The 21241-nt window shown below is 41.5% G+C and carries 15 protein-coding genes; 10 read left to right on the forward strand and 5 right to left on the reverse strand.

What is annotated here, in order from left to right:
- Positions 1–57: 57 nt before the first annotated feature.
- Positions 58–1020 (reverse strand): polyamine aminopropyltransferase, encoded by a 963-nt coding sequence (gene speE, locus A7985_RS13580; protein ID WP_065791005.1) that lies wholly within the window; start codon positions 1018–1020, stop codon positions 58–60.
- Positions 1021–1041: 21 nt separating this feature from the next.
- Complete coding sequence (gene speD / locus A7985_RS13585; RefSeq protein WP_065791006.1) at positions 1042–1479, reverse strand: adenosylmethionine decarboxylase; 438 nt, start codon at positions 1477–1479, stop codon at positions 1042–1044.
- Between the two features lie 309 nt (positions 1480–1788).
- Between speD and A7985_RS13590 the strand changes: the two genes are divergently transcribed.
- The 5 genes from A7985_RS13590 to A7985_RS13610 all read left to right on the forward strand — a co-directional run bounded on the left by A7985_RS13590 (position 1789) and on the right by A7985_RS13610 (position 7508).
- Complete coding sequence (locus A7985_RS13590; protein ID WP_065791007.1) at positions 1789–2148, forward strand: hypothetical protein; 360 nt, start codon at positions 1789–1791, stop codon at positions 2146–2148.
- 14 nt (positions 2149–2162) lie between these two features.
- Positions 2163–2954, forward strand: coding sequence for a hypothetical protein (locus tag A7985_RS13595; RefSeq protein ID WP_141685367.1), 792 nt, complete (start codon positions 2163–2165; stop codon positions 2952–2954).
- Positions 2955–2959: 5 nt separating this feature from the next.
- Positions 2960–4759 (forward strand): radical SAM protein, encoded by a 1800-nt coding sequence (locus tag A7985_RS13600; protein WP_081310571.1) that lies wholly within the window; start codon positions 2960–2962, stop codon positions 4757–4759.
- 277 nt (positions 4760–5036) lie between these two features.
- Positions 5037–6914 (forward strand): S8 family serine peptidase, encoded by a 1878-nt coding sequence (locus A7985_RS13605; protein WP_065791009.1) that lies wholly within the window; start codon positions 5037–5039, stop codon positions 6912–6914.
- 294 nt (positions 6915–7208) lie between these two features.
- Positions 7209–7508, forward strand: a complete 300-nt coding sequence (locus A7985_RS13610) for a DUF6172 family protein (protein ID WP_065791010.1) — start codon at positions 7209–7211, stop codon at positions 7506–7508.
- Positions 7509–7583: 75 nt separating this feature from the next.
- Here the strand turns inward: A7985_RS13610 and A7985_RS13615 are convergent, their stop codons facing one another.
- Positions 7584–8372, reverse strand: a complete 789-nt coding sequence (locus A7985_RS13615; RefSeq protein WP_065791011.1) for a hypothetical protein — start codon at positions 8370–8372, stop codon at positions 7584–7586.
- An 893-nt stretch (positions 8373–9265) separates the two neighbouring features.
- Between A7985_RS13615 and A7985_RS13620 the strand changes: the two genes are divergently transcribed.
- The 5 genes from A7985_RS13620 (at position 9266) to A7985_RS13640 (ending at position 18649) form a co-directional block, all read left to right on the forward strand.
- Complete coding sequence (locus A7985_RS13620; protein ID WP_065791012.1) at positions 9266–11323, forward strand: beta-propeller fold lactonase family protein; 2058 nt, start codon at positions 9266–9268, stop codon at positions 11321–11323.
- Positions 11324–11394: 71 nt separating this feature from the next.
- On the forward strand, positions 11395–11640 hold the full coding sequence (locus tag A7985_RS13625; RefSeq protein ID WP_065791013.1) for a hypothetical protein: 246 nt from the start codon (positions 11395–11397) through the stop codon (positions 11638–11640).
- A 12-nt stretch (positions 11641–11652) separates the two neighbouring features.
- Positions 11653–13290 carry a methyl-accepting chemotaxis protein gene (locus A7985_RS13630; RefSeq protein ID WP_065791014.1) on the forward strand — a complete coding sequence of 546 codons (1638 nt, stop codon included), beginning with the start codon at positions 11653–11655 and terminating at the stop codon, positions 13288–13290.
- A gap of 446 nt (positions 13291–13736) precedes the next feature.
- Entirely contained in the window at positions 13737–16364 is a 2628-nt protein-coding gene (locus tag A7985_RS13635; protein WP_065791015.1) for an Ig-like domain-containing protein, read from the forward strand.
- Between the two features lie 470 nt (positions 16365–16834).
- Positions 16835–18649: a BNR-4 repeat-containing protein gene (locus A7985_RS13640; protein ID WP_065791016.1), complete on the forward strand. Its 1815-nt coding sequence runs from the start codon at positions 16835–16837 to the stop codon at positions 18647–18649.
- 114 nt (positions 18650–18763) lie between these two features.
- Here A7985_RS13640 and A7985_RS13645 read toward each other — a convergent pair whose 3' ends face one another.
- Both A7985_RS13645 and A7985_RS13650 read right to left on the reverse strand, forming a co-directional pair.
- Positions 18764–19654: a PD40 domain-containing protein gene (locus tag A7985_RS13645; RefSeq protein WP_065791017.1), complete on the reverse strand. Its 891-nt coding sequence runs from the start codon at positions 19652–19654 to the stop codon at positions 18764–18766.
- Positions 19655–19836: 182 nt separating this feature from the next.
- Positions 19837–20970 (reverse strand): serine hydrolase domain-containing protein, encoded by a 1134-nt coding sequence (locus A7985_RS13650; RefSeq protein WP_256096765.1) that lies wholly within the window; start codon positions 20968–20970, stop codon positions 19837–19839.
- Positions 20971–21241 lie beyond the last annotated feature (271 nt).

Raw genomic sequence — 21241 nt, forward strand, 5'->3', positions numbered from 1 at the left:
GTATCAGTGGCTTTTTCTTCAATGTTAATGTGTGTTTATGGCAAGTTAGATGACTAACTAGTCTTCGCCTTCACTTTCATTCGATGTTTCTGGTGTATAGTCGTCCCAATCACCGGCTTCTGGCATGGATAACTCATCCACATTTTCACAATTGACGGCTTGGTTCACATAGTCTCGCATGTCTTTTGACAAGAAGAAGGCACCAAAATGCGCCTCAGGTGAGTAGTACTTAGTTTGAATATCTGCTTTGGTAAAACGTGATTCAAGCTCTTCAAGCGAGAGAGTATTGATGTTACCCGCTCTTGTTGCCCAAATAAATGCATGTGAACCGCCAAAGTAGTCGTAGCAACCACCCATATAAATGCCGGCAGGATTATTGAATGCTTGAGTCAAACGAGAGACCATAGATTGCATCATGTAAGGTTCAAAATAAGGGGTGCCGCCCTGTGCGACCAAAATGCCATGGGCTTTAAGTGCCTTTAAGCAGTTTCCAAAAAAAGATTGGGTGAAAAGTGTTTCTGATGCACCGCCATCTGGATCGGCTGCATCTAAGATGATGAGATCAAAACAGTCATGGTATTGGGAGATAATGTCGGCACCGTCTCCGATACGTAATACAAACCTTGGATCATCAAATGCCCCATTATTGATTTCTGGCAAATACTTGCGGCTCAATTGAATTATTTGCTCATCAATGTCCACCATGACCACGTTTTCAACACTGCTATGCTTTAACACCTCACGGGCGCTGCCACCGTCGCCACCGCCAACAATCAGCACATTTTTAATATTACCGTGAAATAAAATGGGAACGTGTGCCATCATCTCATGATAGATATGTTCGCCTTTTGTGGTGACCTGAATGCCATCATCGATGCGCATGACTTTGCCAAGGTGGCGAGTTTCAAAAATACTCACGTCTTGAAATTCGGTTTCCACCTCGACTAAGTCTTTTTCTGAACGAAGTGCAATGTGAACGCCACTTGTCATTTGTTCATAATGCCATTTTATATTAGTCATTTGCGTTAGTACTCCGTTTTGTTATGCAGTTTTGAGGGTTGCTTGTAACTTGTTGTGTAAAAGAGGTTGGAACTCTCCAAAGCCAGTGACCGTGCCGCCTCTTGTGAGGGTATTAACGACCATATTTCCCGGTTGGAAGTAGTGTTCGATTACAGGTAGGCACAGCTCTGGTTGTGCATCACCACACATGAAAATGTCCATGGCGGCGAAACTGAACTCCGGCCACGTGTGAATTGAAATATGGCTCTCAGCCAGAATAATCATGCCCGAAACCCCACCGTTTGTTTCAAAGGGGTGTATATGAGTTTTTAAAATTGTGGCGTTTGCAGCATGGGCACACTCAATCATCATGTCTTCTATGCGCTTCTCACCTACTAAGTTTGAAGCATCGAATATATCGACAATAATGTGCTGACCCAAAGGGTGAACTAACTGTGGCTCTGAAGAGGGTATATTCATTCTTTTACTCAGTGTTCTTCTTTAAAAATACGCAATAGAGGGGCTTACAGATAAATACCTCACTACTAGATATGCAGATATTCCAGCATTGAAATGTGCAGCGAATGTGGAACGTAATGAGTAATGGCTGAGTTCAGTCAAAAGGATTACAGAGTGCTAAATCTTATAAAAGCACAATATTAAAGGTATCAAGCAATGCTAAAGAATATAGAATTTCTACATTGGAGTAATTAATTCTGCTTAGTGTTCCTATTTTAAATCTGGTATCTTTAGCATAAGAGATATAGGAAGCTGAGGAAGTCGAGTCAGATGCAAGCGTTAGATACTAAAATAGATTTTTTTATATCTCAACTTTCCATTGGGGAAAAGAAGGATGAAATTTATTCAAAATTATACCAGTTTTTCAAAGGTGAAGACCCTCAAAAGCATGTTATCTATAAGCGTTCAATAATTTATTTTTATTATGGTAGCGACATTGTGGAAACTTATTCTTGCACCCCCGTAGAAGTGGAACACTCAATCTCATTTGATGGTTCAAAAGTTTCAAAAATTGAAAAGTCTTATTTTACAGGTGCATCTTCTAAATCAATTTTTGATGTCGAGTTTGAGATGTCGAGTAATAATAACAATAATAATAACAACAATAATAATGGTAATAATAATGGATGATTTTAAGGGGGGTTATGGAGCATAATTGGTTTTATATCGTAGCGCTAATTTCTTGTAGTTCAATCATTGCTGTTAACTTTTTCTATACATTTAAACTCTTAAATAAAATACTCTATTTTTATAGAGCAAAATCAATAACGGATGAGCTAAACATAGGAGACTATGTGAAAGTTCAAGGTGTTGTAAAAATGCCTACGATAGAATCCCCCTTCTTTAACTTAGATTGTGTTTATTGGAAAAGCTACGTATGGGCTTCATTCGAAACGAAGCGAAAAAAGCCCGATACAGGAATGCAAGAACACACCCCGCTCCTAGAAGTAAAAGAATCAGTCATGCCTCCGTTAATGGTTCGTCAGTCAGACATGCTAGTGCATGTAGATTTCTCTCAGAAGTCTTCTTTAATGCTTAACCTTGAGAAAAGAGTAAAGAGAAAAAGGGCTCCTCCGAATGAAACCACGGCAAAGTTAGCCAAAGAAAAGTATAAAATGTATAAAGTGCATGAATATAGCTTGCCAGTTGACGCAAACGTGGCTGTTTGGGGAAAAGTAGATAGTATCAGTAGCAATGTCATCACTATCATTGGTTCCAATAGTGATAAGCAACCTTGTTTTTTGTACAACGGCCCCACGGCTTCAGTTTATAGATTGCTAAAAAATCGAATATATTTGTCTATGAGTATTGTTTCTATCAGTGCCTTCTACTTTTTTATTGTTGAATGGGCCTATAGTAGTTCTTTTCTTGTTTTAGCCCTGTTTTTATTTCTTATTTTTTATTTACAGAAGTTGTCAATAAAGAAGTTGTTTTAAATATAATGAAAAATATCGAACCATCACGTTTCATTCATCTGTTATACGCCCCCACAAACTTTTGTAATATGGGGTGTAAATATTGCTACCTTGGAACAGGTACTGATGAGAAGTCGACATTAAATAAAGTTGTATCGACTCTAGATACAGCTGTCAGTGGCTTTTTAGCAGAAGGAATTATACCTTTTAACTTATCTTTTCACGGCGGAGAAGCGACATCCATACCTAAAGAGATATTAGTAAATTTGTTAGATTATTCATATGAATACTACCTTAAATACGGTGATAAGATTAAAGCGGCAGGCTACCCTTTGAATCCTGTTCATATAAAGACGAATTTATTTAATTTTGACAAGCTATATGATGTTTTTGAAAGGTATAAAGTTTCTATAAGCGGCAGTGTTGATTTACCATTAAAACTGCACGAAAAGTACAGGACAGATAAAAGAGGTAGGTCAACTTTAGAGAAAATAACAAAAAACCTTAAGTTGTTAGCGACCTATCCTCATCATAAGAAGATTTCTTGTGTGGTAACGCAAGAGCACTTTCACCAATTGGATGACTTTATCGATGACATAAAGTATATCCACTATGGTATTGGTCTAGACATGACTAAGTTTAATATCATGTTCTCCTTTGATAGTCACAAAAACAAAGACAAGTTTGGTGGTGGGATCATTGGCACGGAAATGCTCACGCAAGATCAACAAGTATTATTTTATAAAAAACTATATGAAGAGTTCGAAGGAACAGAGCTAGAAGAGGGTCTAAAGCAGCATTGGTTTAAAGAGTTTACACCGGAATTTTGCTGTAGTGCAGTAAATTGTGGTGATAAATTTTTTCTTTTACAAAATAATGGTGATGTTTATGCGTGTCCTAGAGGGCAGTCATCAAAAAAATTTTATTACGGAAATTTATTTCAAGATTCAGTATTGGATATTTTAAATAATGGATGGCAAACAATAGAGTCCATTGAAAATAGCTTACCAGCTGATGAGGAATGTTTTACTTGCTCGTACTTGCCTTACTGCAATCAAGGTTGTGTGTTTGTAAGAGAGCAAACTCAGATGACAAAAAGTTACACGTGCAAGCTGCAAAAAGAATTGTATAAAGCAGATTTAGAGCGTTACCCCCCTTATGATAAGGGTTACATTGAAAGTTACGCTGCACAATATAAGTATCAAAACAAAATTAATAGTTTTAAAAAGAATGAGATCTCATTGGAAAAAAATAGATTTATTACAAACGAGTTAGAGAGTGAAGATAATTCGCTAAAGAGTTTACTTGCTAACGACCCTATACTTCAGTCTGTTTACGCCAGTACAAACTTTGGTCTTACGGTTGATGGTACAGACTACAAACTAACAAGTAATACATTATCTAATAAAACGGAGTTGGTTTTATTGCTTGAAGGCAGTCAGGTGGTTCTTAAGGTAAAAAGAGATGTTTTAGAGAAAAATAGCACCGAACTAGTAAATAACCATTTAATTTTAATGGTGACTAGAAATACGATGGTAACCTATGGCGATGAAAAACGACGTAAGCAAGAGCATTTATTTGATTATCATCTCTATGCCAATTCATTACAAAATAGCTCTGAAGTTAAGGGCGATTATTATCACCTAGATATTACCAAAATCATAAAAATACACAGCGATTTGTTTTTAAGTGGTGTAAGGAATAATTTTTTCGTTACTACAAAAAAGTTGCGTGAGTATCATTATGAAAAGCAGAGGAAAAATGCATTCTATCACATTCAAGCTATTAATTTGCCATTTCCATTTATTGAGTTTTATTGGCAATAGAGTTTAATTTTTTAATTATCAATATGTGTAGTGTCGATTGTTTTATTAATAAAGGGAACGGACACTCCCTTTTCCTTCTTTAGCTCGAGTTCACCATTCTTATAGATTGCTTTGAATTAATATTTTTCATTTGAAGTTATATTCATGATTTATATAAGTAAATGGGTGGGATATGGATATATTAATTAAAATAAGAAATACGCCAACCTCTTTTTATTGACAGTTCAAAAACTAGTCTGTTAGTAATAGTTTTGAGCCCATAAAAGGAACTTGGTATATGAATATTAAAAAAAGACATCTCGCAGGTCTCATTTCTGCGCTGCTTTGTGTTAGTGCTGCGGCTACAACAGACAGAGACTATGAACACCGCTGGCTAGATCCCAATGGCGACCCAATGCTGGAGTTGCAGTGGAATTTGCTCAATTCTGGTGTTTTAAGTAATACGCAATCGGGTATTGATTTAAACCTCTGGCAAACACATCTCTGGGGCCATAAAGGTCAGGATGTGTTAGTTGCGGTAATTGATACGGGGGTTGATATGAGCCATGGTGATTTAAATGCCAATACGCTTAAAGACCCCCAGATAGATGCACAACCTCCTTCATCATTTGATAATCACGGCACTATGGTTGCTGGGATCATTGCTGCCGCACAGAACAATATCGGCGTTAGAGGGGTTGCACCGCTTGCCAAAGTGACGTCATTTACCAATTTTGGTGGAACCTTTGAGCGCCATGAGCAGTGGAAAGTGAGCCATGGGTTTGACGGCAACCACGCAGATAACTCAACCGCAGACAAGATCCGTATTTTTAACAAAAGCTATGGTATGAACCCCGCAGTCAGTCTGCCTTACACTTTTTCGAAAACCATTAAAGATGCACAAAACGAGGATGTTTTGTTGTTTAGTCAGCCTGAGCAGGAAAAAGTCTATGAAGCAGTTACGTTGTCGACTGAGCTTGATCCTCGTACCGCGGTCTATGTACAAGCCGCGGGTAACTCTTATCGGGACTCTCGTATTCATTATTTCACCGATCAGGGCGTTGAATTTTTAGGCTTTAGCTTGCCATTTGGAAACAATCATGGACTGCCTTGGGCTAACGGTAATTCGCGCTACACGCCCGCTAATTTTTGGAATCTGACCGTCAGTGCACTCAGCGCCGATGGGGTATTATCTAATTATTCAACGGTTGGTAGTAATGTCTTTCTCACAGCGCCAGGAGGTAATGACAGAGGGACTCCTGGACATGCTACAACTCGAATATCATGCACGTGGGTGGTTGATAATGTAGACCCCAATGTTGATTGTAGCCAGCATGATGACTTTACCGTACGTATGAGTGGCACTTCTTCGGCTGCACCGAATACTTCGGGTGCAATCGCGTTACTCTTATCTGCAGCTGCACAGCAGAAGCACGATCTTACACCACGCGATATCCGGCATTTACTAGCGCGCACGGCCACGAAGGTAGACCCTACACGTGCAGATATCAAAGTTAACGGTATAATTGGGCTTGAAGGCTGGTCGACCAATGCAGCGGGCCACACGTTTTCTCCATACTATGGCTTTGGCTTACTTGATGTGGATAAAGCAACCGAGTTGGTTCGACGCTATGCGATTGAAGACTTACCATCAGAGCTGGTGAAAACGCCTTGGTATGGTCTGAATACGCCTATAAATGCGACGATACATGATGATACGACTCGGACAACAACGGCAACCATTCATGTTGAAGATGATTTGTTTATTGAAGGTGTACAGATCCGTCTAAATGCCAAACATGCCCGTATGTCAGACTTAAAAGTGGAGCTCGAATCTCCAAGCGGTACACGCAGTATTCTTATGTCGCCTTTTAATAACTTAATTGGGCAGCACTTAGATATACCGGAGCAAGCACCGGGAAGTGCTGATGGTTATAATGATCATCTGATGCTTAGTTATAAATTTTGGGATGAAAAAGCCAATGCGGGAACTGGTGATTGGAAGCTACACATCACTGATATGAGCAGTGAATCCTTACTATTTGGTTTCTACGATATCGTGCATGGTGGCCAAGATCAGCGAGTAGAAAACAACTCAGAGCCAGGCACATTTGAGAGTTGGTCTATTCGTATTCTAGGCCACAAGCAAAAGGTCACCAAGAAAAAAGCGCTTTAACCCTACAAATCAAAGGGGTCAGAGTCGTTGATTCGACTCCTTTGATGTTTGCCTATTATCACTGCCTAAAACCGCTGTTTAGCAAAGGTTCAATATGGCAGCCAATATCATATATTCATCGGCTGATGGTGTATTTTTCTCACCTTTGTTGATGCTGATAGCCCCATTTTGGCGTAAACTAAGCAAGTTAAATTCCTATATCTCTGTGAGTTCGAAGCTCGCACTTGATAGATACACATCTTTTACTCAGTCAGCCAATGATAGGCTTGAGTATTCCTTGTTTTGAAGGCAACTATGAAAAAAACATTTGAGTTAACTCACCCAAAAATCAAATTAGCAAGGCGTGTTGATGCGGTTAAGTATGAAATTAAAAAATACCTAAAACGCGAGCGCAATAAGACTTTACCCGCAGGGGCGGATTTTTGGGATTTTGACTGTAAGTTTGGTAACACCGAAGCGGAAGCGCAACCAGTTCATGTATCACAAATTAATAAGCTGATTGACCAGACCCAACAAGAAAATTTGACCTCATTTTACGTTGAAATTTTGGCTAAAGCGGCTCATCGACAGGCGCGTATGGATGACGATGAGTAATTAATTAATGGGGTTATGCAAGTTGATTTAGCGCCTTGAAGCGCTGAGAATCATTGACTCTGACCCCATTGATTTCTAGTTGACGGCTTGCTGCGTCTTAGCGGCAGCTGCCAATCGTGTTTCTAAACGTTCCAACTGCTCAGCTAGCGCATTTTGTGTCATTTCAAGTTGCGCGAGCGTACCGCCGATCTCTACTTGTTTAGCATCCCTACCACGAGATTGAGATTTCAATTGATCTAAGTCGGTATTGATTGAAGTCAGCTGGCTTTTTAGCGCTTGGGCAGCTTGCTGTTGCTCTTCTAGAAGAGACAGTTTAAAAGCTAAATCAGTTTGACTTTGAGATAGTGTTGCCACTTTTGTTGCTACGCCCGACTGAGTGTTGGCTTGATCGGTTTGGCTTTTGGCAAGAGCACTTGTTTGCTCTTTTAGCTTTTTGATTTCAGACTGATTTCTGCGCCAAGCGGAGGCCCACAGTTTATCCATTTGTGACCAAAGTTCATCAGTACGTTCACTTAAAGCCGCTAACTTTGCCTGTATCGCGCCAGCCGACTCGCCCATTTCTTCGCCAGTTGCAGAAAGCGCGCGTTCGAGCTGTGCAATGCGTTTTGATGATTCGAGCAATTGCGCCTGTGTGGTTAGGTTTTGTTGATAAAGTCCATATGATCCCGCAGCCAATGCAATAATTGAAAGTGCACCTAACCAGCTCATCACGCCTGCTTTTTTCGCTGGCGTAGCGTGTTGTTCAGGGCCCTCACCTGATGAGGAAGGGGGATTGTTAGATGGGTTGAGGGACTGTTTATAGGTTTCAACCTGATCTAAGTCTGGCGTAATACTGGGTAATTCAGGTTCAATTCTTTTATCCAACGCACTTTCCTCGCTTGGGTTTATATGGAATGGGGCAGCTTACTTGAAAATAGCCACAGATGGAATCAACAAACGATGAGAGTGAGTGTCTCAATTTATACTGAATGCACTCTTAACTTGTTTGATTTAGTTAAACACTGACGTGTTACATAACGAGCATGCAAGACAAGTCCGGTTTCGGCTGACGATTGTTTATATAACGGCATGATTAAATTAAAGTTGATTATTCAGCTTATACACGCCTGACCATAAAACAGCGCGTCCACTTCACTACGCTCTTTTACGCTGGTACTTAACGATACTAATCTTTCTTGTGCATCTGTGATGAAGGTGAACTTACCGCCTTCAAAAAGGGTGTGTCTTTCAAACTCATTACCCGCTTTTTATTTGCTGACCTTACGTATCGAAAGCCGCAATAGCGGAGTGAGTTATACGCTTGTCTGGCAAAAATGAGGTCGAATTTACAACCCTATTTTGATCAAACACGCCGTGTATTGAATGAACCGTGCCGCTGTAATAGCGGTAAAATATCAAAAAAAAGGCAGTTCACAATCACGCCCGTCTATCAACCTGAAGAATGCTAATAATTAAACTTTGCATTGTACCGAACAATCGCACTGCTCCGTCGCTGTCATATATTCTACAAACTCTCTTGCAAGCCCTGTAAATACTGGATAACTGCGTGCCTGCTTGCGCTTTATTGTAATGACGCAAATGTGAATTTTTTAATAAATGCGTGTTTTTCATTATTCCGTACTGGCGGGTAGTTTTCTTCCTGCTACTTTTTTGTATGAAACAGCACTAATGAAATGATTATTAGTTACACCGCCAAGGATCTGTCCGTTGTATTGGCAGAAGCTTGACTAAATGGACTCTTTTACAGGCTAGGTACTATGGGGATCTCATACCACAGTTATATTGGTACGACTGTTGACCAGTTGCCACAATTACCGTGTTCGTCAAACGGGCACCTTTCTCTTAGCACGCCAGTTGGAAGCTGCGTAGACAAATTCGGTCGCATTTGGTTGGCTGATACGGCACATAATCGCATTTTGGTGTTTGACTCAGATCTAGAGCAGATACTTGCAAGCTTTGGCACTGTGGGCTCGGGGTCCGGTCAATTTAATATGCCTTTTAGGTTGCTGGCTCATCCAGAACAGCAGTGGGTATATGTCACCGATATTGGAAATTGCAGAGTACATATACTGGAATACACCGAACATTTAGATATTAAGCCAATAACAGCATTCGGTAATGAACCTGAGGTCGCATTAAAAGGCCCCAATGGCATTGTTGTGCATGACGGCAAAGTGTGTGTGGCTGATGAGTTTTATGAAGGGCCAAATAGCCAATCTAGATTGGTGATATTCAGCGAAGATGGCAAATTTGAAAGGGCCATTGAAGAAATTGAACCGGAAAATGGCAAAGAGCCCGTTCACCTGCTTTGGCCTCAAGGACTGAGCGTGGATAAAAATGGCCATATTTATATTGCTAATACAGGGTTTGCGACCGTAGTGCGCTGTGATTGGCAAGGAAAAGGGGTGACTTTCAGTGCGTCGGGTAAATGCTATGTCGACGGACTAGCCTTATCTCGTGGTGTGTCTGTTATTCAAAATCGTATGCTGATCCCAGGAGGAGAACCAAACGCGATTTCCGTTTATGACTTAAACGGCCACTTTATGGGAAGTTTAGAAGGTTTCTTCGCGCCAGTGCAGGTGACACAAGCGACGGAGGCCAACACCATGCTTATCACAGAGCCATTCTTAGCGTCATTACAAAAACATACAGTGAATTTATCTACGCTCAAAGGGGGCAAGTCGCGAGCGACTAGGGTATTAAAAGCTGTTGGCGATGAGCGAGATAACCCCGGACAGCTCCACTTTGTGACGTCAGTCGTGGGGGATGTGACCAGTACCCAGTCCGGCTATTCGAGTAATGCGCCTATTTTTGAGCATTGGGTTGAACATCAGCTCGCGCTTCAAGATCAGCTTTTAAAGGTTATGCAACCCCCAGGACTTCCCTCTTGGCTGAGCATTGCATTGTCAGCGCAAACTGAGTGGGTGCAAAGATGGCAACAGACCATGGTACGTATCTTTTTAAATGATAAGTTTGACGACCCTGAAGACCTACTATGGATGATGGACTCCGGCAATTATCAACTACAGGCGACAGAAGATGGTAAAAGTGACTCTGCAAGGCCTATCAGCTTGCCAATGTTACCGGGGTCATTGGGGATAGCGTCTTTGACGCCAAAACAACCTCTACCAGGTCAACTTGACCCCGAAGTCCCTTTACTGGTCGTAAGCAACTATCTAAGTGGGATTGTTACTGTTTTACAATACAACGACACATTGGGTGAAATGGTGCCTTACACCGTTTTTGGAGGGCTAGGAACTGGGGACGAGCAACTTAACAAGCCTCAAGGGATTGCCGTTGACCCAACCAATAACGATATTTTAATTGCGGATTCAGGGAATAATCGCATTTGTCGTTGGCGTCTGTCTGATGCTGGTGGTCCTTTCTTAGTCCATACATTTGGCCGTCTGGGTTCAGAGCATGGCGAGTTTCATACGCCTTCAGATATTACTGTAGATGCTCGGGGAACTTGTTTTATCACCGATCAAAATAACAACCGCATTGAAGTCTATGACCAAGATGGTCAGTGGGTACGTAGCTTTGGAGAAGAAGGATACGGTACTGACAATGGCAACTTTTTATTACCTACGAGTATTGATCATGAAAATGGCTATTTGTTTGTTTCTGATCTTGTGAATCGAGCAATCAAAGTATTCACCTGCGCGGGCGAGTATAAGGAGTCGTTCAGTGGCTTTGGTGCTGATAGAGAGAAAGGGCAGTTATGGTTACCTTATCTCCTTCACGTCAAAAACAACAAAGTCTACTTACCGGATTGCGCGCTAAACAGAGTGAACGTTTATCAATTTAACATTTAACAAGGACTGTACGCACGCGTCAAAATTACATTACGACGTGAGGATATGTACAGGTAACGCCAGGGGGAGTTATGGAGAGTGTATTCAAACGGGCACAGGGAAAAAAGCTGTCGCATCGTAAAACACAGGAGCAAAAGGGGGTTTGCCAGCAGTCAGAGGCACACTCACAGCAGTTGATGCAGCAATTTCAAGAAGTGATCCAACACGTTGAAAAAAATGGCAAGGACGAAGACACATGTCGAGACGCATTACGTCGCCTTTATACCAGTCACGAATCCTGCTTTTCATCTCAAAAAGTGACTGATCCGCATGAGTAGCAAGGAGGCTCTATGAACTTTTCAATTCATAATGCACCTATTAGTGCGCGCGCATGGATGATTGTGGTGTTGTTTGCGGTAGGGTTATTCGCGAATTCTTTACTAGATGCACACAATACCAACAAACATATGCGTGCCAATTATGAGTATGGTGTGCAGCTCATTATTGAAAGTGCACTGGGGGTGATTAACTTTTACTATGAGCAAAGTGCCAGCGGTGCTTTGACAGAAGAAGAGGCAAAACGTCTGGCGCTCGAGGCGATCTCGGCCATGCGATTTGATAATGGAAACTATATTTTTGTCTCCGATAAAAATGGGATACAGCTGGCATCAGGGTTAAAGCATTTGTTGGGAACCAATATCTTGCCGCTGAAAGATGGAAACGGAAAACTGTTTGTTGAAGAGCTTTACGCTACCGGTAAAAGTGGTGGTGGATTTGTAGAATATTTGTGGAAAACCTCTCCGGATGCCACAGAGCTTACCCCTAAAACGAGCTATGCTGACTATTTTCACCCTTGGGACTGGATGATTGGTACAGGTATCAATATTACCGCGTTGGAGGAAGATATTGCGCAATCTCAGATGATATCGCTTATGAATGTGGTGATGGTTCTGGCGGTATTATCTACCTTAGTCATTTACTTTATCAGAAGTATAACCAAGCCTATTAAGAACACGGTGTCTGCGATGCGAGACCTTGCTAGTGGGGAAGGGGATTTAACACAGCGTCTAAAAGAGGAAGGGAGTAAAGAGTTGATTGATTTGGCTCAGTACTTCAACCGCTTTGTCGGCTCGATTCAAGATATTATGCTCAGTGTCAGCGCTGCGGGCACACAGCTTTCTGACTCGGCTAATCGGCTGTCGTCCTCAGTATCGAGTGTTGACATGAACCTAAATCAACAAAGAAATGACACTGAGGAACTCGCTGGAGCGATGAATGAGATGCTTAGTGCTGTGACGGAAGTTTCTGGTCGAACGGTAGATGCATCTGAATTTAGCGTAAAAGCTGCCAAACAAACGGAACAGAGCTTAGAGATCATTGAATGCAACATTCAAAAGTCACAACTGTTAGCCCAAGATATCGGCGAGGCCAGCGAGGTGATCGCGCAGTTGGCGTCAGATAGTCGCAATGTCGATACTGTACTTGAGGTGATCCGTGGTATTGCTGAGCAGACTAACCTGTTGGCGCTAAATGCTGCTATCGAGGCTGCGCGTGCAGGGGAAGCGGGACGTGGTTTTGCGGTCGTTGCCGATGAGGTGCGTACTTTGTCGCTTCGTACACAAGAGTCAACCATCGAAATTCAAACCATCATCGAGAAGTTGCAAGCGGGTGCTGAGCAGGCTGTGGAAGTGATGAGCAAAGGCGCTGAAAAAGCATCAAATACATCAGAAATTTCATCTTCAGCAGGTGAAGCTTTAAATGAAATTGCTCAGGAAGTACATGCTATTCAGGGGATGAACCAGCAGATCTCGGCTGCGACAGAGCAGCAAACCATGACGGTTAATGGCATTAATCAAAATGTGTCAAACTTGAACGATGGCTCGTCTTCTCTGGCAAATGAGTCAACCTTGATGGCAACAGCCAGCGAAGAGCTTAGCCAAGTTTCTGATAACATGATGAAGATGATTAATCGCTTCAAGTTAGCTTAATTTACGTTGACAATGTTATGTATTCAGTACATTAGGTGGCTAGTACCTGCTTTACACCTAATGTACTGCTTGTCATTGCATGCTTGTATATTCAGCTCTTTTTATTTTGAAAAACGGATGTCCAAGGTATCTTTGGCGCGCAAGCGTTTAATGTTCTAACCACTACACTCAATTTATCCCTCGTTCCCGATTAAGGGGTATACGGCTTTTTTCTATTTTTCTTTCAGAAGCTTGCCCAATTATATTGCTCTGTAAATTAAGAGCGCTTAATCGAGTGCACTTTAAATGGTGTTACTTATTAATTCATAAAATTCGTATGATCCCAGTTTGTTTTATTTACAAAAGCCTGTGCTGGGTTATTATACGCGCGCCTATGTAGCGTTAGGGTTAACGTGGTTTGACATAGTGTTATTATACCTCTTCATACAATAATTAAAGGAAGTAGTATGCAGATGCCTAATCTGATTTCCTCTTTAGTAAAAAAGTTTATAACGATATCAATATTGCTTTTTTCAGTGTTCAATTCTTATGCACAAGAAATACCCGCATCATTGGTACTTAAAGAGTCGTTTGGCTCCGACCCCTATAATGATTTAGCTTATCATGACGGTTATATTGTCGTATCAGGAAAATTAGGGGCGGGCGCCCCTGATATGAGTGCGAATCTAGATGTACTAAAGTATGGCAATAATGGCTTTGAGCTGGCTAGCCAATTCAAGCTGACAAGTTCATTCGGTCAGGGCCTTCGAATTGACGTAATCAATGTAGAATACCACAGTGGATATTGGTTAGTGCTTGCTTCCAGTGATATTGGCCAACATGTGTTTTCAGCTTCAATAAAAGACGGAAACCTAAACCTCGTAGACGAATTATATTTTGAAAAATATCAAGGGCCTTCAAAACTTTTAGCAGGTCATAACAACAACTTGTATCTGACTAAAGCCAATGTTCATGTAACTGTTACACATTTATCAATAGACGAAAGCGGCAAATTACAACAAAAAGAAACGGTAAAGCTGGGTCGTACGGTAGATGAGGTCCCTTATGATGAGCACTTCAGTGTTTCGTATGATGATCAAGCATTATACGTGACCAAGAATCAAGATAATATTAGTGCAGACTTTTACAAGTTGCCTTTGGCGAATGATGGCACGTTAGAGCAAATGGTTGAGCTTAAGTTGGATGACGCAAAACCAAGTTATTATGGCTCTTACGTATCTGGGAACGTGTGGCTCTTGTCTTACCACCTTACGGGCTTTCAAGTGGCACGTATTGAGGGGAATAAATTAAAAATCATCTATGAAAGTGAGGAATCTTGGTACCGCAATTTTGAAGTAAAAGGTAACCAAATCATAGCAGTTGACACTTTTAATTTTATTGATGTTTATGAAATTAAAGATAGCGAAACAGTGCTGTTTAAATCTCGGCTGAACACCGAGGGCTTCCTAAGTGATACGACGATGGTTGATAACACGTTGCTTGTTACAAAAGATTATACGGGTATTGAAGCCATCGAACTTGACGACAATGGTACTTTGACGAGCCTCCATGCCTTTAGCCAGTCCGGTGAAGTGAGTGATATCGCTATGCATGAGAACGAGCTTGCTGTATCTGCTTTTTTGAACAATTTACACTTTTGGCGTACAGATTCATCAAGGCCAATTAAATTTGAGTCAACATACAAGACGTTCAACGCTATTCAAGGCGTTGAATGGCTCGCAGATGAAGTCATTATTAACGCAGGAGCGTATTTAGAATCTCACCGAGCTGAGGACTTAAAAAACAACCTAAATGTTGGTATTCGACATGGGAGCACAAGTGGTTCTGGGCCTGACGGCCATATCGTCAAAACTGATAACGGCTTCATTGCTAAGTCTTTCCGTGATTTGATTTTTATTGATGACGATAAAAATATTGTATCGAATTTAGAGTTGGATTTTTGGTATAGCTACATAGCAGTTTCGAATAACTTACTCTTTGTAACTAATTTCGACTTTCCTAATAGTATATTCACAGAAATTATTATTTATGATATTTCGGACCTATCGAAAGTAACTGAACTGAGTCGTATAGCGCACGAATATTTCTCTGCTGGTGAGGTTGCCGTGAAAGGGCATACCCTTTTCGCATTTGGTGCTGAAGAGTTACTAATCTTTGATATTAGCGAACCAAATAAGCCAGTTAAGAAGCGCAGTCTATCTCTCAGTGCTGATACAAGGCATTCCTTTTCGTATATATATGGTGACTATTTGGTCGCAATTTTAGAAGATAAAGGCATCTTGTTTGATATATCAACGCCTGAAAATCCAATTCAACTATTTGAAAACAATGAAATGAATACAAATGGTATTGGTAATGGCTTTGGCAAAGAGATTTACACCGTCGCTAGTCACAGTGCCGGACGCATCAATCGGATCAATATTAACTATGCGCCAACGCAAAAAGACTTGCAAATTGAATTAAATGAAGATGAGCAAGCAACAGTTGCGCTCACCCCTGTAGATGCTGAAAACGATACGGTGACGATTAGTGTTGCCGTTGAACCAGAAAAGGGCATTGTGTCCATTCAAGATGATAACAAACTAGTGTATGAGGGGATGGCAAACCAAAATGGAACAGACCACGTTAAGCTATTAATCCAAGATACGCATGGTGGCGCAAGTTATTCCAGCGTCGCAATTAACATTAAGCCTGTTTACGACGCTTTATCTTTTAAGAGTGACGTTTTTAATATGTCTGTGATTAGCGGTGAAACCGCATCTTCGCTCTTAGACGTCGTTAATGTTGATGGGGGAAAACTGCAATTTGAAGTCACCGAACAAGCGGCTAACGGTACTGCCACGGTTAATGAGCAAGGCTTGCTGACTTATACTGCGAATGCTGGAAGTTTAGGTACGGATCAATTTGTGATTACAGTTACTGATGAAATGGGTGCTAAGGTCTCAAGAACCGTTAACGTAAATACGACTGGGCAGGCTAATAATTCAGACAGCGGCGGTGGTAGTTTCTCGTTATTTGGTCTTTTTGCATTATTTATATGTGGTGCCAGAAGAAGATTTTACGTTCATAACTAAAGTTTAGTTAATCTTCTAGAGCCTTTGTATTGAGCCAAAATGGGGCAAAATACAAAGGCTTGTTTTTATAAAACATCGTCACTTATACATAGTCGCACTCATTTTTTTCAGTGTGGATGTCCACTTTATAATAACCCTTTCCTTACAATCCGCTGAAATTGCTATCAAAGATAACCGCTTTATCCCTCATTTCTCTCATAAATTTGGCCACGAATACTTACGTGTTATTGAGGTGGGATAAAATATACAAAAAAGAGGTAAAGTGCACTACGAGTGGCTAAGATGTCATGACTTTTTAAAAAAAGCCTTTTAGTTTATATGCTATTAGTAGTGTTAGTTAGCGTTTCTAATCTCTGTGATTATTGTGCATTTGCGCAGTAAATTGGGAGCAATGTCGACGAAATAACGGAGCTAAACTGGCTCTGCGTTCATTTGGTGGACTGTTTTATATCAATTTAAAAGGAAATTTTATGTTAATTAAACGTGTTAATCTAATCGGTTTTTTAAGCGCTTTGATGGGCTTGTCGTTATCGTTCGGTGCAGCAGCTGCTGAGGTGTCGCCGTGGGACGATCAATTCAACGTCTATAAGTACCTTAAAAAAGCCGACGGCCAATGCCTTTATCCCAAACAATCATGCAGTAGTTTGGGCAATGTGTCTGTTACGCAATTTAAAAAAGTGAATCACTTTAATGGTGATACATTTGGCTTAAATCAGTTATTTGCAGCTGATGTAAATGGTGACGGGGTGAATGAATCGGTGCCTAAATATTCAGGTAACTTAAGCACCTACACGACAAAGCACTACCCTATGGCAGTTAAGCACAGTAATGGCTTGGTATATTTCACCTACTCGGGGCCTGTGAAACTCGATGGGACATCTACTTATGCGTCGACCGCAGGTCAAGGACAAACAACAACGCCAACTAAGTTTCTTGATCCGCGAGGTAAATCACGTGCACTGGGGATTTATGTCGCGAAATATGACCCGCGCACCGACAAAGTATCTAAACCCGTGCTTGTACATGCTAAGTATACGGACGACCCCCATGATAATGCGGTAGTGAACATTGATGACAAAGGTTATGTGTATGTGTTAATCGCAGGAAGAGGCCAATCCAGGGGGGCGTTTTTATACAAGAGTACGACGCCAGGGTCAATTGACGCATTTTCAGATATCACACCAGATAACTATGATTACACATCATTTGATAGTCGATTTGGCAGAGCTGGGATAGCGTATCCCAAATTATTTTGGGTAGACAGTGATGGTGGCTATTTCAGGCTGATTTACACCGTGTACTGTAGTACGCCTGATTGCGGTAAGCGCAATGTTTTCACAGCCAAGCTTAATGTTGATGGAAGCAAAGCCAGACTGGAAGAAGTGGTCAGGGTTGCTGGGTTCAAAGGCCATTACTCTATTGCAAATGCAAAGGGGAATGACATCGTTATGGCTTTTAATGTCCATTTGAATAATTCTGTCGACCATAGAACAAACTTGTATTATATGCACTCTAATGATGGCGGAAAAACATGGAAGAACGCGCATAATCAAAGCGTTGTGCTGCCAATGCTAACTTCCGCATCATTGGACCAAGTCGCTGTTCGTGAGTATTACCATAATGGTCAAACTATTGGCCGTCGGATCTATGTCAAAGATATCAACTTTTCAGGGACAGGTAATAGCAAGAAGCCGATGATCCTCTATGTGGGTGTGGTTGGCAATAATGGTTATATACCGAGCACGACTGCTGACCATTATTTGGCGAAAGCATTTTATGACGGCTCTAACTGGTCACAAGCGCGGATTTCCAATGACGTCGATAATAACTATTCCTCAGGTGCACTCATCTCAGACGGCAGTAATAGTTATGATGTTTATTTCCCTGGTACGCCTGAAGCGCACAACAATGCGCTCGGCGGCGGTGCAATTGCTAAAACGTTTACCGTAAGCGGATGGAACCAGCAGTACGCGGTTAACTATATAACACCGTCTCGATCAGCTTCTGACTATAGAACGCCAGCAGACTATCTCAAGAGGATGTGTGATTTTAATTATGTCCGTCCAATTCATGGCAATACCAGCAAAACAGGGTTAATTGGTATTAGTGCTGCGGGCAACCCTTATCAGTATTCAACAGCGTCTTCAGCGAGCCCAATCGTCATGGTTAAACACAACCAGATTAGAATGCTGCCGCACAGTTTCTCTGATAATCAGGTGATCAATGGTTTTGTGGCAACGGAAGCCAATCCACAATTACTATGTGACCCTCATAGAGATCTATAATACGACTCTATAAAAATGAAAAGCCCCCAATTACTATGGGGGCTTACACGGTGAAGCGCTTTGTATATTGCGCAAGCGAGCAGCGCTTTTACCTAGTTGAACCAATAGAATGACTTATGACGGGTGGCGAGTTGGTCGCAAATCTTCAATGAGCTGTGCATCTATCCAAAACAGATCTGACTGTGCGCCTTCCTTCCCATTTTTATCAGGCACCATTCTATTGAAAAACAGGTACTTTCCATCAGGTGTAATGTGTGGACCTCCCTCCTCAGCAGGCGTATTTACTTTGCTCCCCAAATTGATGGCTTTACCCCAAGTCCCATTGTCTTGGCGAAAACTAATATAGAGATCGCTACTGCCATAGCCACTTTCTCGTACACTATCCCAAAGAATATAGCTTTCATCTGGCGCGATAAATGGGTGTGCATTCCATTTACCTGTATTGATTGTTTTACTGAGCGGTTTAGGGCTTTGATGTATGCCGTTAACAAGCGTCGAATACCGAAGCACCCCTTGGCCATCAGAGGTTCTTTCATCCATTACTAAAGTCCCTTTGGCTGAAGCGGAGAGTCCCATAATGGGGATCTTCTCAAAAGCTGGACCTAGACTCTTCATGTCAGACCACCCGTTTGCAGTCAACTCCCTATATTTGGCACCAAAATATTTTCTTTTACCATCGGGAGAAAAGATAGGCTTTCGAAATCCTTCTGGCATGATGGTTTTGTGCCATACATTGTTCACATTCTCATAAATAGCGGACTTAGGTTGCTTTGCATCCGCGGTGTGGCGCCATCTGGCGAGATAAAATGTGTTCATATCAGGAGAAAACCCGCCAGCATCTCCCCATTGCTTTGTATTTACAATGCCAGGCGCAAACGGCTTTGCAGTCACGCCTACGGGAGGCTGTCCAAGATATGGGCCTGTTAATACTGATTGGCTATCTGGGGGATTAGCTATAGCGATATGAGCAGTACATAGCAATGTTGGTAAATATACGGCTTTCATAACTGTCCTTAATTATTTTTATGTCGAGTAGCATTGTTTTGGGTTACAAAGCAATACGATTGTGTGAACAAAGCTTCTGCACATCATTTATATAAATGCGGGGATGACATGCTTTGCAAGCTGTTCAAAAATGGTGTCTTCTCGGTCATAGCCTGTGATGACAATGGATAAATCCAGCTCTTTTACAACGATAAGGCGCTGGCCACCGCGCCCCACGCAATGTTGGCATTGTAGGTTTTATTCTTTACTTTGACGTCTGTTTGATACCAAAAATAGCCGTATGAATAGTGATCTGGCATCCAATCGATGATTGGGCGAGTTTGCTTTTGCATTGCCGTTGCTAAGTACTGGGGTGAGATCAGCTGCTCTCCTTGCCATTTTCCACCATTTTTGACCAAGTTCGCCAGTTTAAGCATATCTCGCGATGTCATAGATACTCGCCAGCCATCTTCAGGTAGACCGCTTATCGCTGTTGCCCAGCGGTAGTCGCTGATCCCTATTTTGTTTAATAGCTCTTTTCGAATGAAATCTGCTGCTGAGCCGGGCACGACTGCTTCAATGACCTGCATGACCAACGTTGGATTATAATTGCCATAGCGGTAAATTTGAGACGCTGGCGTAATGGGTTTTGTGTGCTCTAAGATCTCTTGAATAAAGCCTTGGCCTTGGAGTCTTTGTAATACTTTTTTGGATAACTCGTTACGGCTTTTGGCGAGCTCTTGAGACTTTTCATCGCTGATCTGCAGTCCGCCGCTCATGGTTAACGCTTTATGTAGAGTAATGTTGTGTGCACCTTGAGCTAGACGAGCAGACTTCAGTTTAGGCAAGAAATTGATCAAGGGCTTGTGCAAATCATCCATAGTGAGGTAACCAAGTTGAATCGCCCTACCGAGCAATAAGCTGGTGTAGCCTTTTACTGCGGACGCTTGGTCGTGTGGTAAATTGACTCGACCGCGAAGGTAGTATGATTCAAAGACGAGTTGATCCTTGAATGAAATAAGCATACTCGTATATTCACCGTGCTTGTTTTGTGCTATCTCGTTAGCGAACTGCAATACGGCTTGCTTGGCTTGGCTATGGTGACGTAATGTTCCGACCTGATGGCCATCTTTTCTATCTTCTGGTGCTGAGCTTATAAAAGCATCTTCAAGTTCTGGTACTTTCCAAAAGCTGCCTTGTACTTGTAATAGAGTTGCTTCTGGAGTGAGGGCATCATTGAGCGTGTTTGCACGGGTATCGATGGGTTCAGCCATTCCAGTGTTGCTTACCAGTAAAATTAAAGAAACAAAGCTTTTAAGTTGTAGTTTGATATTCATAACGAGTCTCTAATCGAACGCAATTAATTAAACGCTACAAAATCTATTTATTTCGGCAACTTAAAACACCTTAAATGTTCCAAAATGAATCGAGTAAGTTTTAATATGAAAATATATCCTTATTTTTCATTGGTTTATTTGATATATGTTTTTGTCGGTGGTTAAGGCTCAAACGCACTGATTGATTTATTGCAGAGCTAGACTTCAAATCTAGGTAGGTTACTTGGGTTTTGTGGTTCACTTATTGTGATTGATATTCATCGGTTCAGTC

This window comes from Pseudoalteromonas luteoviolacea (assembly GCF_001696455.1).
Taxonomy (GTDB): domain Bacteria; phylum Pseudomonadota; class Gammaproteobacteria; order Enterobacterales; family Alteromonadaceae; genus Pseudoalteromonas; species Pseudoalteromonas luteoviolacea_C.

Excerpts from the sequence above, each read along its gene's own strand:
- A7985_RS13640 (WP_065791016.1), top strand. The coding sequence starts at position 16,835 with ATGTTAATTAAACGTGTTAATCTAATCGGTTTTTTAAGCGCTTTGATG.
- A7985_RS13630 (WP_065791014.1), top strand. The coding sequence starts at position 11,653 with ATGAACTTTTCAATTCATAATGCACCTATTAGTGCGCGCGCATGGATG.
- A7985_RS13645 (WP_065791017.1), bottom strand. The coding sequence starts at position 19,654 with ATGAAAGCCGTATATTTACCAACATTGCTATGTACTGCTCATATCGCT.
- A7985_RS13635 (WP_065791015.1), top strand. The coding sequence starts at position 13,737 with ATGCAGATGCCTAATCTGATTTCCTCTTTAGTAAAAAAGTTTATAACG.
- A7985_RS13625 (WP_065791013.1), top strand. The coding sequence starts at position 11,395 with ATGGAGAGTGTATTCAAACGGGCACAGGGAAAAAAGCTGTCGCATCGT.
- A7985_RS13605 (WP_065791009.1), top strand. The coding sequence starts at position 5,037 with ATGAATATTAAAAAAAGACATCTCGCAGGTCTCATTTCTGCGCTGCTT.
- A7985_RS13610 (WP_065791010.1), top strand. The coding sequence starts at position 7,209 with ATGAAAAAAACATTTGAGTTAACTCACCCAAAAATCAAATTAGCAAGG.
- A7985_RS13600 (WP_081310571.1), top strand. The coding sequence starts at position 2,960 with ATGAAAAATATCGAACCATCACGTTTCATTCATCTGTTATACGCCCCC.
- speD (WP_065791006.1), bottom strand. The coding sequence starts at position 1,479 with ATGAATATACCCTCTTCAGAGCCACAGTTAGTTCACCCTTTGGGTCAG.
- A7985_RS13595 (WP_141685367.1), top strand. The coding sequence starts at position 2,163 with ATGGAGCATAATTGGTTTTATATCGTAGCGCTAATTTCTTGTAGTTCA.
- A7985_RS13620 (WP_065791012.1), top strand. The coding sequence starts at position 9,266 with ATGGGGATCTCATACCACAGTTATATTGGTACGACTGTTGACCAGTTG.
- A7985_RS13590 (WP_065791007.1), top strand. The coding sequence starts at position 1,789 with ATGCAAGCGTTAGATACTAAAATAGATTTTTTTATATCTCAACTTTCC.
- speE (WP_065791005.1), bottom strand. The coding sequence starts at position 1,020 with ATGACTAATATAAAATGGCATTATGAACAAATGACAAGTGGCGTTCAC.
- A7985_RS13650 (WP_256096765.1), bottom strand. The coding sequence starts at position 20,970 with ATGAATATCAAACTACAACTTAAAAGCTTTGTTTCTTTAATTTTACTG.